This is a genomic window from Chromobacterium sp. FG89 (assembly GCF_057808735.1).
In genome coordinates, this window is record NZ_JBMDIQ010000015.1 from 71634 (window position 1) to 84101 (window position 12468).

Annotated in this window: 14 protein-coding genes; 10 read left to right on the forward strand and 4 right to left on the reverse strand. The window is 65.5% G+C overall.

Annotation, left to right across the window (positions count from 1 at the left end; all coding sequences use genetic code 11):
* Positions 1-11: 11 nt before the first annotated feature.
* The 6 genes from polA (at position 12) to ACODRW_RS15595 (ending at position 5886) form a co-directional block, all read left to right on the forward strand.
* Positions 12-2780, forward strand: a complete 2769-nt coding sequence (gene polA / locus ACODRW_RS15570; protein WP_235086152.1) for a DNA polymerase I — start codon at positions 12-14, stop codon at positions 2778-2780.
* A 183-nt stretch (positions 2781-2963) separates the two neighbouring features.
* Positions 2964-3500, forward strand: a complete 537-nt coding sequence (locus tag ACODRW_RS15575; RefSeq protein ID WP_235086154.1) for a GspH/FimT family pseudopilin — start codon at positions 2964-2966, stop codon at positions 3498-3500.
* Positions 3484-3927, forward strand: a complete 444-nt coding sequence (locus ACODRW_RS15580; RefSeq protein WP_488906118.1) for a hypothetical protein — start codon at positions 3484-3486, stop codon at positions 3925-3927. The genes ACODRW_RS15575 and ACODRW_RS15580 overlap by 17 nt, the downstream gene beginning before the upstream one ends.
* Positions 3928-3929: 2 nt before the next feature.
* The gene (locus ACODRW_RS15585) at positions 3930-4784 is read left to right on the forward strand and encodes a PilW family protein (protein ID WP_235089887.1); all 855 of its coding nucleotides are present in this window, start codon (positions 3930-3932) and stop codon (positions 4782-4784) included.
* Complete coding sequence (locus tag ACODRW_RS15590; protein WP_488906119.1) at positions 4781-5464, forward strand: hypothetical protein; 684 nt, start codon at positions 4781-4783, stop codon at positions 5462-5464. The genes ACODRW_RS15585 and ACODRW_RS15590 overlap by 4 nt, the downstream gene beginning before the upstream one ends.
* A complete protein-coding gene (locus ACODRW_RS15595; RefSeq protein ID WP_158274413.1) occupies positions 5461-5886 on the forward strand; it encodes a type IV pilin protein in 426 nt (141 codons plus the stop codon). The genes ACODRW_RS15590 and ACODRW_RS15595 overlap by 4 nt, the downstream gene beginning before the upstream one ends.
* On the opposite strand, the gene ACODRW_RS15600 is transcribed toward ACODRW_RS15595, so the two are convergent.
* From ACODRW_RS15600 to metX, 4 genes are read right to left on the reverse strand one after another with little or no spacing between them, the layout of a single operon-like run.
* On the reverse strand, positions 5883-6233 hold the full coding sequence (locus ACODRW_RS15600; protein ID WP_488906120.1) for an MliC family protein: 351 nt from the start codon (positions 6231-6233) through the stop codon (positions 5883-5885). The genes ACODRW_RS15595 and ACODRW_RS15600 overlap by 4 nt on opposite strands.
* Positions 6230-7498 (reverse strand): AmpG family muropeptide MFS transporter, encoded by a 1269-nt coding sequence (locus ACODRW_RS15605; protein WP_486635972.1) that lies wholly within the window; start codon positions 7496-7498, stop codon positions 6230-6232. The genes ACODRW_RS15600 and ACODRW_RS15605 overlap by 4 nt, the downstream gene beginning before the upstream one ends.
* A 52-nt stretch (positions 7499-7550) precedes the next feature.
* Positions 7551-8156, reverse strand: coding sequence for a methionine biosynthesis protein MetW (metW, locus tag ACODRW_RS15610; protein WP_488906121.1), 606 nt, complete (start codon positions 8154-8156; stop codon positions 7551-7553).
* Positions 8153-9295 (reverse strand): homoserine O-succinyltransferase MetX, encoded by a 1143-nt coding sequence (gene metX, locus ACODRW_RS15615; protein WP_488906122.1) that lies wholly within the window; start codon positions 9293-9295, stop codon positions 8153-8155. Before metX ends, metW begins: the two co-directional genes overlap by 4 nt.
* A 230-nt stretch (positions 9296-9525) precedes the next feature.
* Between metX and ACODRW_RS15620 the strand changes: the two genes are divergently transcribed.
* The 4 genes from ACODRW_RS15620 (at position 9526) to msrQ (ending at position 12365) form a co-directional block, all read left to right on the forward strand.
* Positions 9526-9708: a protein MIGRI gene (locus ACODRW_RS15620; RefSeq protein ID WP_048413183.1), complete on the forward strand. Its 183-nt coding sequence runs from the start codon at positions 9526-9528 to the stop codon at positions 9706-9708.
* Positions 9709-9798: 90 nt separating this feature from the next.
* Entirely contained in the window at positions 9799-10734 is a 936-nt protein-coding gene (mnmL, locus tag ACODRW_RS15625) for a tRNA modification radical SAM protein MnmL/YtqA (protein ID WP_488906123.1), read from the forward strand.
* Between the two features lie 73 nt (positions 10735-10807).
* Positions 10808-11725 carry a protein-methionine-sulfoxide reductase catalytic subunit MsrP gene (gene msrP / locus ACODRW_RS15630; protein WP_488906124.1) on the forward strand — a complete coding sequence of 306 codons (918 nt, stop codon included), beginning with the start codon at positions 10808-10810 and terminating at the stop codon, positions 11723-11725.
* A 10-nt stretch (positions 11726-11735) separates the two neighbouring features.
* Positions 11736-12365 (forward strand): protein-methionine-sulfoxide reductase heme-binding subunit MsrQ, encoded by a 630-nt coding sequence (gene msrQ, locus ACODRW_RS15635; protein WP_488906125.1) that lies wholly within the window; start codon positions 11736-11738, stop codon positions 12363-12365.
* Positions 12366-12468 lie beyond the last annotated feature (103 nt).

The following is a 12468-nucleotide window of genomic DNA, read 5'->3' on the forward strand; positions in this document are numbered from 1 at the left end:
TGCCTCTTTTTATGAAAACACTGTTATTGATCGACGGCTCTTCTTATTTGTACCGCGCCTTTCACGCGATGCCCGATTTGCGTTCTCCGGATGGCCGCCCGGTGGGGGCTGTCTATGGCATGGTGAACATGCTCAGGCGGCTGGAGAAGGAAGTGCAGTTCGATTATAGCGCCTGCGTTTTCGACGCCAAAGGCAAGACATTTCGCGACGACCTTTACCCCGAGTACAAGGCCAATCGCCCGTCGATGCCGGAGGAACTCGCCTCCCAGATTACGGCGGTCCATGAGGTGGTGCAAGCCTCGGGCTGGCCGATGCTGGTGGTGCCGGGCGTGGAGGCTGACGATGTGATCGGCACGCTGGCGCGCGCCGGCGCGGCCGCCGGCATGCGGGTGGTCATCTCCACCGGCGACAAGGATATGGCGCAGTTGGTGGACGGACAGGTGTCCATCGTCAACACCATGACCAATGAAACCTTCGACCGCGACGGGGTCAAGGACAAGTTCGGCGTGCCGCCGGAATTGATCGTCGACTATCTGACCCTGATCGGCGACAAGGTGGACAATGTGCCGGGCGTGGACAAGTGCGGGCCCAAGACCGCGGTCAAGTGGCTGGAGCAGTACGGCAGCCTGGACGCCGTCATCGCCCAGGCGGCGGAAGTGGGCGGCAAGGTGGGCGAGAACCTGCGCGCGGCGCTGGATTGGCTGCCCAAGGGCCGCGAGCTGATCACCATCAAGTGCGATGTGGATCTGAACGCGGACATGCCCTATGGCCTAGACAGTCTGCAGCACGGCCTCAAGGACAAGCCGCGTCTGGCCGAGCTGTATCAGGGCCTGGGCTTCCGCACCTTTTACCGCGAGGTGACCGAGGGCGAGGAGATGCCGGCGGTGGCGCAGACCGCGGGCGGAACCCAGGGCGACGATCTGTTCGCCATCGAGGCCGCGCAGGACAGCCCGGCTCTGCCGGAAACGGCGGCGGAGCGGCGCTATGAAACCATTCTGGAGGCCGCGCAGCTGGACGCCTGGCTGGCCAAGCTGGCCGCGGCGGATGTGGTGTCGCTGGACACGGAAACCACCAGCCTGGACCAGATGCAGGCGCGCATCATCGGCGTCAGCTTCTCGGTGCGCTCCGGCGAAGCCGCCTATCTGCCGCTGGGCCATCATTACGCCGGCGCGCCCGAGCAGTTGGACCTGGAGCGTAGCCTGGCCAAACTCAAGCCTTGGCTGGAAGACGCCGGCAAGAAAAAGTGCGGTCAGAACCTGAAGTACGACCGCCATGTGTTCGCCAACCACGGCATCCGCTTGGCCGGCGTGGTCGACGATTCCCTGCTGGCGTCCTATGTGGTGGAAAGCCATGAACGCCACAATATGGACGATCTGGCGCGCCGCCATCTGGGCGAATCCACGGTCAGCTACGAGGAGATCTGCGGCAAGGGCGCCAAGCAGATCGGCTTCGGCGAGGTGGACATCGACACCGCCGCCAATTACGCGGCGGAGGACGCCGATATCACGCTGCGCTTGAATCAATATTTCTCCGGCCTGCTGAACGGCCGCTTGCGCGAGGTCTACCGGGACATCGAGCTGCCGGTGGCCGAGGTGCTGTTCGCGATGGAGCGCCACGGGGTGCTGATAGACCGCGAACGTCTGGCGACGCAGAGCCATCAGTTGGGCACCGAAATGCTGAAGCTGGAAAACCAGGCCTACGATCTGGCCCGCCAGCCTTTCAATCTGAATTCGCCCAAGCAGTTGCAGGAAATCCTGTTCGGCAAGCTGGGCATTCCCACCAAGGGGGTGAAGAAGACCCCGTCCGGCGGCTACTCCACCGATGAATCGGTGCTGGAGACGCTGGCGCTGGAGCACCCGCTGCCCAAATGCATTCTGGCGTACCGCGGCCTGGCCAAGCTCAAGTCCACCTACACCGACAAATTGCCGCAGCTGATCAATGCGGCCACCGGCCGCGTGCACACCAATTACGCGCAGGCGGTGGCGATCACCGGACGCTTGGCCAGCTCGGATCCCAATCTGCAGAACATTCCGGTGCGCACCTCGGAAGGGCGTCGCGTGCGCGAGGCCTTCATCGCGCCGCCGGGGCATGTGATCGTCAGCGCCGATTATTCGCAGATCGAGCTGCGCATCATGGCGCATCTGTCCGACGACGCCGGCATGCTGCGGGCCTTCGCCAGCGGCGAGGACATCCATCGCGCCACCGCCGCCGAGGTGTTCGGCGTTGAGCTGTCCCAGGTCAGCGCCGATCAGCGCCGCGCCGCCAAGGCGATCAACTTCGGCCTGATCTACGGCATGAGCGCCTTCGGTCTGGCCGCGCAGCTGGACATCGAGCGCAGCGCCGCCCAGCAATACATCGACCGTTACTTCATGCGCTACCCGGGCGTGGCCGAGTATATGCAGACCACGCGCGAGACCGCGCGCGAGCAAGGCTATGTCGAAACCGTGTTCGGCCGTCGCCTGTATCTGCCGGAAATCAAGTTGTCCAATCCGGCGCGCCGCGCCGGCGCCGAGCGCGCGGCGATCAACGCGCCGATGCAGGGCACGGCGGCGGATCTGATCAAGCTGGCGATGATTGCGACGCAGGACTGGCTGCAAGGCGAGGGCCTGGGCAGCAAGCTGATCATGCAGGTGCATGACGAACTGGTGCTGGAAGTGCCGGACGCCGAGCTGGAGTTGGTCAAACGCCGCTTGCCCGAGATCATGGCCGGCGTGGCCAAGCTCAAGGTGCCCTTGCTGGCGGAAGTGGGCGCGGGGGAAAGCTGGGAAAGCGCGCACTGAGCCAGCTTTGCGTCGCCATCTGAAAGCCAGCCGCTCAGGCTGGCTTTTTTCATGCCTGTGTCGTTTTCCTGGTCCTGGTCTAAATGCTTGGCCAGACGGGCGTCGGCGGGAACAAGATCGGTTCCGTCCGCCTCGCTTTGCTTAATATATTAGCCAGGTACCCAATGAGACGGGGAGCCTGCGATGCGAACTCAGTCCGGTTTCACCCTGATTGAGGCCATGACGGTTCTGGCGATCATGCTGCTCTGTCTGGCGATCGCCGCGCCGGGACTGGGCCGTTTATTGTCGACGCAGCAATTGCGCAGCCATGCCCAGGCAATGGCCAATCTATTGCACTTTGCCCGTAGCGAGGCGCTGAGGAGCAAGCGGCCGGTATACGTGTGCGCGGCCAATCTGAAGCGCAATCTGCAATTGCAAGGCTGCGCCAAGCAGCGGCAGGTGTGGGACCGCGGCGCGTTGGTGTATGCGGATAAAGGGAGCGGCGCCCAGGCCGGCTACGACAGCCAGGAGCGTTTGCATCTGCTGGTGTTCGCCGTGGGCAAGGTCAGGATGCGCGCGGAACGGGATCAGCTGCAATTCATGCCGAACGGACGGCTGGCCCGCGGCCAGAGCGCGCGCCTGTTGTTGGAAAGCCCGCGCGCCGGCGTGTGCTTGACGCTGACGGTCAGCGCTCATGGCCGAGCGGAAGTCGGCAGGGCGGATCATGACTGCCCGGCCTGAGTCCGCCGTGCGCGGTGGCGCCTTGCTGGAAACCATGCTGGCCTTGTTCTTGGTCATGGTATCGATGCTGGCGCTGTCCTCGGTGCAATTGCGCGCTCTGCTGCATGGCCGCGACGCCTTGTTGCGGGCGGAGGCGATCGCGGCGGCGCTCGAACTGGGGGAGGCGGCGCTGTTGTGGCCGGAGACGGCGGCGGAGCAAGCGTCGGCGCAAGCTCAGGCGGATTGGGCGCGTTTGCGGCAGCGGCTGGAAGGCTTGGAAGGGGCGATTGAGGCGAGCTCATGCCGCGGCGCGCTGGACGCGATGACGGCGCTTTGCGAGCAGCGGGGCGCCGCTGCCTATGTGAGGCTGACTTGGACCGGCATGTCGGCAGGAGACGGCGCCGGTCGTTTTGAGCGTCGTTACGCGCTGGCCTTGGACGAACCTTGACCGTGGCGGCCCGCGCGCGCGTCCAGGGCTTCTCCCTGGTGGAAATGATGGTGGCGACGAGCATGGGGCTGCTGGTGTTGGCGCTGGCCTTGCAGGGGGCGTTGACGATGCAGGGCAGCTTGCGCGTGTTGGAGAACGGTTTGCGTCAACATCAGGATGGACAGTTCGCGCTGGCGCAATTGGCGGAAAGCTGGCGCAAGCATGGACGTTTCGCTTGCGCGCAGGCGATGGAGTCGCCGGGGCGAGGGTTCGAGGCGCCGGAAGGCATGCGCTTTCGCTACGGGGTTGGCGCGGCGGCGGTCTTGCTGGCGGAGGACGCGACGCGGACCACGCTGAGTTGGCAAGGCGAGGAGGATTGGGAAGAGGCGGCGCTGGCCAGTTGTTCCAGCCTGAGGCTGTTGAAGCGGGGCGAGCCGGGGCTGGAATGGCGACGGGAGGCCGGCGCGCATGTGCTGACCTGGCCGGGGGCGGCGAAGGCCGGGCTCTTGAGCGGCGCGGACATCGCCTCCTTGGAGGTCTTGGCCATCGCCTCGCAGCGTTACGTTCTGCGTCGCGAGGGTGACGATGGCGACGCGCTGTGGTTGGAGGAAAGCCTGCCCGGCAGAGCGGCGGAGCCGCCGCAATTGCTGGCGACGGGCGTGGCGGCGTTGAGGCAGCGCCTTGGTGTTCGCAGCGGGTGTCGACCATTGGCGCTGGCCTGGAGGGAGGGGCCGGAGCAATTGGGCGCGGAGGATTGGAAGCGGCTGTCGCGGGTGGAACTGGCGCTTGAGTTGCAAGCGGGCGGCCGCCGGCGGAGCTGGACCACGGTAGTGGCGCTGACGCCGGCCCTGCCGTGCGCGCTGGAGCCTGGCGGATGAGGGCCCGGCGGCGCGGAGCGGTGTTGTGGCTGATTCTGCCGCTGCTCAGTCTGCTGACGGTGTTGGCCATGGGCAGCGCGCGCTCGGTGGCGGTGGAGCAGCGCGCCACGCGCAATCTGGCGGAGGAGCGCGCATTGAGGCTGGCGGCTTTGCAGGCTTTGCGGGCGGCGGAACGGCGGACCTTGGATTTGAACCTCCGTTTCGAGGACGCTCTGGCGAGCGAAGCCGGCATTCCCTGGCAAGGAGACGCCCGCGGCCTGGGCTGGTTCATGCCGGATTGCCTGTCCGCCGTCGCCGGCGTCGGATACGGCTTGTGTGCGACCGAGCCCGATGTGTGGCGGCGCAGCGTCCAGATCAACGGGGCGAGATGGCCGCTCTTGCATCCTTGCGGCCCCAGCCGCGGCTTGGAGGCGACGCCGGGCCGTCCGCCGGCGTCCTGCTTGCCGGCGCGGCCGCGCGCAGGGCAGCGCTGGAGTTCGCCGCGTTATGTGCTGGAATTGCTCAATCCGGCGTTCCGGATCGCCGGCGTGGACGGCCGCTTGTATCGAGTCAGCGTGAGGGTCTGGGGCGAGAGCGAGCGCGACATGCTGACCGTGCAGAGTTGGTTCTGGGCCGGGGCGGGCGCGCAGGCCGGCCGAGGCGGGCGTTTGAATTGGCGTTTGCCGGAGGAGGCGCAATGAGGACGCAAGCGGGCATGAGCTTGCTGGAATTGCTGACGGCGATGGCGGTGGCGGCCATTCTGGCCGCGATGGCCTGGCCGGCCTATCAGCAGCAGATATTGCGCGGGCAGTTGGCGGAGGCGCGCGCGGCGCTATTGGAGAATCTGCATTTCATCCAGCGCTGGCATCTGGAAAACCGCTCGGGATCCACGGCATGGCCGCCTCTGCCGCGACCCGCCACCCGCGATTTCGACATTCGGCTGGGCAGCGTCAGCCTGGGCTCGGACAGCGCCGGACAAGCCAGCTTCCGTTTGCTGGCCAAGCCCAGGGCTGGCCACCGTTTGGCCGGCCGCTTGCAGCTGAGCCTGGATCAGGACGGCAATCTGGCGCAATGCGGGCCGGAGGAGTCCGGCCCGCAGTCGTGCCGGGCCTGGGGAGATTAAGCGCCGTCGGCCGTTGCCGGCAGCTGGATCTTGCGGCAGCCTTGCGCCAGCACGCGGCCGCCGCGAGTGGTCAAGCGCGCTTGCTCGTCCAGCAGCGACCAGATCAGTTGTTGGCTGACGTAACGCTCGCCCTGGGCGACCTTGGCCGGCATCAGCCGGTAGCGGTGATGGTTCCAGTTCAGCTGGATGGCGGCGCCGCTTTGCTGCTGCGGATACTCCACCACCACCATTTTGCTGCCGTTGCAGCGGTATTTGACGGTTTGCATGGCCGTGTCGGCGGAGGCCGACGCGGCGCAGGACGCGCTCAGCAGCGTTGCGCAGAGCAACGCTGGTTTCCATGCCTTCATGCTCCCTCCTTTTCCCTCCATGGGGCGACTTTCAGCAACAACACCATGCCGGGCAGCGCCAGCGCGGTGCACAACAGGAAAAAACTGGTCCAGCCTATGGCGTCGATGATGTAGCCGGTGGAGGCGTTGGCCAGGGTGCGCGGCACCGCCGCCAGACTGGTGAACAAGGCGAACTGGGTGGCGGTGTAGGCCGGGTGAGTGCTCTTGGCGATGAAGGCGACGAAGGCCGCGGTGCCAAGACCCACGCCCAGCGCCTCGAAGCCGATGACCACGGCCAGCATGCTCAGTTCATGCGCGCCGATGGAGGCGAAGCGGCCGTAGCTGGCCAGCCAGGCGAAGCCCAGGATGGACAGCACCTGCACCACGCCGAAGGCCCACAGCGCCCGGTTGATGCCCAGCTTGATCATCCACAGGCCGCCGAGCAGGCCGCCTATCACCGCCGGCCACAGCGCCGCGTGCTTGGCCACCAGGCCGATCTGGGATTTGGCGTAACCCATGTCCATGTAGAAGGGGGTGGCCAGCGAGGTGGCCATGCTGTCGCCCAGCTTGTACAGGAAGATGAAGCCCAGAATCCAGGCCGCGCCCTGCCAGCCCTGGCGGGTGATGAATTCATGGAAGGGTTCGACCACGGCTTCGCGCAAGGTCTTGGGCGCTTGACCGGCGAGCTTGGGCTCGCTGACTCGCAGCGTCATCAGCAGGCCGGGGATCATGAACAGCGCGGTGATCAGGAAGACTCGGTCCCAGGAGATGTGATCGGCCAGGATCAGCGACAGCGAACCCGGAACCAGGCCGGCCAAGCGGTAGGCGTTGATGTGCACGGTATTGCCGAGGCCCAGTTCGTTGTCGCTGAGGATCTCGCGGCGATAGGCGTCCAGCACGATGTCCTGGCTGGCGGAGAAGAAGGCCACGCCCACCGCCAGCGCGGCGATGCTCCAGATGTGCTGGGCCGGGTTGAACAGGCCGAAGCCGGCCATGGTGACGATCAGCGCCAGCTGGGTCAGCAGCATCCAGCCGCGACGGCGGCCCAGCAGCGGCGGCACGTAGCGGTCCATCAAGGGGGACCACAGGAATTTCCAGGTATAGGGCAGGCCGATCAGCGCGAACAGACCGATGGCCTTGAGGTCGACGCCTTCGCTGCGCAGCCAGGCGGGAAGCAGATTGATCAGGGTGTACAGCGGAAGACCGGAGGCGAAGCCGGTGAAGACGCAGATCAGCATCGTGCGCGAAAAGACGTCGCGCCGCCAGTCTATGGTTGTGTTGCTCATGGGCAGGCCAGTTTCTACGGATCGCGCGGCGAGACGAGCCCGCCGCTTGTTGTTATTGGCGCGCCACCCGGTAGAAGGCCAGGCTGCCGCGCAGATTGGGCATGAAAGTCACCCGTTTGACCCCGTTCATCACCACGCGTTCCACCACGCGCAGCCGATTCTTGGCGCACAGCGCTTCGAAGTCGCCGAGCATGCACCAGTGAATGTTGGGCGTATCGTACCACTGGTAGGGAATGGTGTCGGAGACCGGCATGTGGCCTTGCAGGATCTGCCAGCGGTTTTCCCAGTAGCCGAAGTTGGGAAACGTGACGATGGCTTCGCGGCCGACGCGCAGCATCTCGTTCAGGATCTGCTCGGTCTCGCGCATCGCCTGTATGGTTTGCGACAGCACCACGTGGTCGAAGGCGTCGCTGTCGAATTCGGCCAGGCCGGTTTCCAGATCGCCTTGCAGCGCGTTGACGCCGGCGTTTACGCATTTGACGACATTGCCGACATCCAGGTCCACGCCGTAGCCGACCACCTGTTTGTTGCGGCCCAGCCAGGACAGCAGCGCGCCGTCGCCGCAGCCCAGATCCAGCACGCGGCTGTCGGGCGCGATCCAGTCGGCGATCAGACGCAGGTCGGCGCGCAAGGGCACCGTGGTTTGCGGAGCGTTCATGCTTGCACCTCCCGCGCCACGCGGTCGAGGTAGGCGCGCATCAATTGGACATAGGGCTCATCGGTCATCAAGAAGGCGTCGTGGCCGTGGACGGATTCGATCTCGGCGTAGGACACAGGCCGGTTGGCGGCCACCAGCGCCTTGACGGTTTCGCGCGAGCGCTCCGGGGAGAAGCGCCAGTCGCTGGTGAAGCTGGCCACCAGAAAGCGGGCGCTGGCCTTTTTCAGCGCGGCGACGAGATCGCCGCCGAAGTCCTTGGCCGGATCGAAGTAGTCCAGCGCCTTGGTCATCAGCAGATAGGTGTTGGCGTCGAAGGCGTCGGAGAACTTGTCGCCCTGATAGCGCAGATAGGATTCGATCTCGAACTCCACGTCGTAGCCGAAGCGGTACTCGCCGGAGCGCAGCATGCGGCCGAATTTCTCGCCCATGCCGTCGTCGGACAGATAGGTGATGTGGCCGAGCATGCGCGCGAGCCGCAGGCCGCGCCGCGGCAGCGCGTCGTGGGCGTAGAAATCGCCGCCGTGGAATTCTGGATCGGTGAGGATGGCCTGGCGCGCCACATCGTTGAAGGCGATGTTCTGCGCCGATAATTTGGGCGCGGAGGCAATCAGCAGCGCGTGGGCGATGCGCTCCGGGTAGTCGATGCTCCACTGCATGGCCTGCATGCCGCCCAGGCTGCCGCCTATCACCGCCGCCCAGCGTTCCACGCCCAGCCGGTCCGCCAGCCGCGCCTGGCTGGTGACCCAGTCTGACACGGTGACGACGGGAAAGCCGGAACCCCAGGGCCGGCCGGTGGCCGGATTGACGCTGGACGGGCCGGTGCTGCCGTGGCAGCCGCCCAGATTGTTGACGCCCACCACGAAGAAGCGGCGGGTGTCTATGGGCTTGCCGGGGCCCACCATATTGTCCCACCAGCCGGAGGCCTTGTCGTCCGCCTGGTGCCGGCCGGCCACGTGATGATGGCCGGACAAGGCGTGACAGATCAGGATGGCGTTGCTTTTGGCGGCGTTGAGCTCGCCGTAGGTTTCGAAGCGCAGCTGATAGCCGGGCAGGACGGCGCCGCTGTTCAGCGGCAAGGGGGTATCGAATACGGCGGTTTGGGCCGTGACGATGCCGACGGAGTCGTGGAGGTCGGACATGGTGACTTGAGTGCCTCTTTTGCTATTTTCGGCATGCGCGGCGAGCCGGAGTCGGCTGCGCGCATGCTGTCGCTCCGCCGGCGGCCGGTCTATGCCGGCCATTCTCTGTCGCGGAGCCTCCTGTAGGCTACAGCCAGGACTTTAGCATGTCTTTCGCCGCCGGCGACAGCCGTCTTGCCAGCCAGGGCGGCGCGCCGGATAATTGGGCGACTTTCTTCCGCTGGCCCGCCATGTTCGGTCGTCTCTTCAAGTTTTTCGTATTGTGCGGCGTTTTGCTGATGCTGGCGCGCTGGCTGCTCAACCGGCGCCAGCGGCAGAGCCTGCACGAGCTGTTCAGCACCTTGGCGCTGGCGCTGCTGCTCAGCGCCGGGCTGTTTTCGCTGCTGTATCTATTGGGCTGGCATCGTCTTTAAGAGCGGTGCCGCCGCGTCCATCCTTGATCCCGCTCAGCGCTTCCGGGCGGCCTGCTTGCTAGACTGCCCGGCTTTGGGCTTTGTTTGGCGATGGATCTGCCCCGGCATCTGCATACCTTTGGCTATTATCTGAAACGCCGCTTCGGCGAGCCGGTGCACAAATTGTCGCTGGCCGGCGATTTCACCTGTCCCAACCGCGACGGCACGCTGGGGCGCGGCGGCTGCACCTTTTGCAATGTGCGCAGTTTCGGCCGCGACCCGGCCGCCTTGTCTATCAGCGAGCAGTTGGCGCGGGAGAAGGAGAAGACCGACCGCGCGCGGCGCTACCTCGCCTATTTCCAGGCTTATACCAGCACTTATGCCGAAACCGAGCAGCTGCGCCGGCTGTACGACGAGGCGCTGGCAGGCGCCGATGTGGTGGGGCTGTGCGTCGGCACCCGGCCGGATTGCGTGCCGGACGCCGCGCTGGCCCTGCTGGCGGAATATCAGGACCAAGGCGGCGAGGTGTGGCTGGAACTGGGCTTGCAGACCGCGCATGACCAGACCCAGGCCTTGATCCGGCGCGGCCACGGCCTGGCCGAATATCGCGACGCGGTGCGACGCGCGCGCCGGCACGGGCTCAAGATTTGCACCCATCTGATCGCCGGACTGCCCGGCGAGGACGCCGCCGCCGTCCACGCCTCGCTGGACACGGTATTGGATATCGGCGTGGAAGGGCTGAAGCTGCATCCGCTGATGGTGGTGCGCGGATCGCGGATGGCGGCGCAATACCGGCGCGGCGAAGTGACGCCGTGGAGCCTGGACGACTACGCCGAGCTGGCGGCCAGCCTGATCCGCCGCACGCCGCCGCAGGTGGTCTACCATCGGGTGTCGGCCACCGCGCAAGCGCCCACCTTGATCGCGCCGGACTGGTGTGGGCCGCGCTGGACCGCCTTGCAGGCCATAGGCCGGCGCCTGGCGCGCGACGGCGGCCAGGGCAGCGCCTTGGGTCAGGCCTGGCGGGCGGATGCGGAGCCGCTTGCGTAAATTATCGGCGTGGTCGATTGTCAGATTCAGGAGCCGCTCCCGACTCATGGGGGTAAAGACTGGAGACACCGCCATGCTGATCAAGAAACCCGCTGATATTCCCTCGTCGGACATCACGCCGGAAGGCGTGTACCTGAACCGCCGCCACTTCATGCTGGGCAGCGCCGGCCTGCTGTTGTCCGCCGAGACGCTGGCGGCGCTGGCCGCCAAGAAAAGCCCCTTGTCGACGCTGGCCGGCAACGACAAGGCCAATAGCCTGAAAGAGATTGCCGGCTACAATAATTTCTACGAGTTCGGCACCGACAAGTCGGACCCGGCGGCGAATGCCGGCAGCCTGAAAACCCGTCCCTGGAACGTGCTGGTGGACGGCGAGGTGGCCAAGCCGCGCAGCTTCGGCATCGAGCAATTGCTGAAAATGCCGTTGGAGGAGCGCATCTACCGGCTGCGTTGCGTCGAGGGCTGGAGCATGGTGATTCCATGGGTGGGTTTTCCGCTGGCCAGTCTGCTCAAACAGATGAACCCGACCTCGCGCGCCAAGTACGTGGCCTTCGAAACTCTGCAGCGGCCGGCGGAAATGCCCGGCCAGCGCGGCCGGGTGCTGGACTGGCCCTACCGCGAGGGTCTGCGCATGGATGAAGCGATGCACCCGCTGACCATTTTGGCCGTCGGCCTGTACAACGATGTGCTGCCCAATCAGAACGGCGCGCCGATCCGCCTGGTGGTGCCGTGGAAATACGGCTTCAAGAGCATCAAGTCCATCGTGCGCATCCATCTGCAGGAAACCATGCCGGCCACCAGTTGGAATAGGGCCAATGCGCGCGAGTACGGCTTCTATTCCAATGTGAATCCGGAAGTGGACCATCCGCGCTGGAGCCAGGCCAGCGAGCGCCGCATCGGCGAGTTCTTCAAGCGCAAGACGCTGATGTTCAACGGCTACGGCGAGCAGGTGGCGGGTTTGTACCGCGGCCTGGATCTGCGCAAGAATTATTGATGGAGCGGGGATGACGACTTTGCACCTTAAATCCGTTACCGCTCGTCCGGCAGACCGCGCCTTGGCCTGGTTCAAATGCCTGCTGTTTGTGGTCTGTCTGTTGCCGCTGGCGCGCGCCGCCTGGATTGTGCTGTCCGGCGAGGCGGTGAACCCGGTGGAGTTCATCACTCGTTCCACCGGCACCTGGACCTTGGTGTGGCTGCTGGCGACGCTGGCGATGACGCCCTTGCGGCGTTTGGGGGCTGGCGGCTGGCCGCTCAAGTGCCGGCGCATGCTGGGCTTGTTCGCCTTTTTCTACCTGAGCCTGCATTTCCTGACCTATTTGTGGCTGGACCAGTTTTTCGATTGGGCCGGCATCGTCAGGGACATCTACAAGCGGCCCTTCATCACCGTCGGTTTCGCCGCGCTCTTGCTGATGACGCCGTTGGCGCTGACCTCAACTCAGGGTTGGATGCGCCGGCTCAAGCGCAACTGGGGCCGCTTGCATCGGTTGGTCTATCCGACGGCCTTGCTGGCGGTCATCCATTACTGGTGGTTGGTGAAGAAGGACCTGAGCCAGCCCTTGATCTACGCGGCGGTGTTGGCTGTGCTGCTGGGGCTGCGGCTGTGGTGGCGGCTGCGCCGGCCCGGCGGCGCTTGAGTTGGGACAAATCCCCCCGCACTGGAGCGGCTAAGCGGCGGCTTGGGGTTTGCCAGCCGGCGCTCAAACTTCTACAGTGGCGTTTTGTTTTTCACCGTGAAGA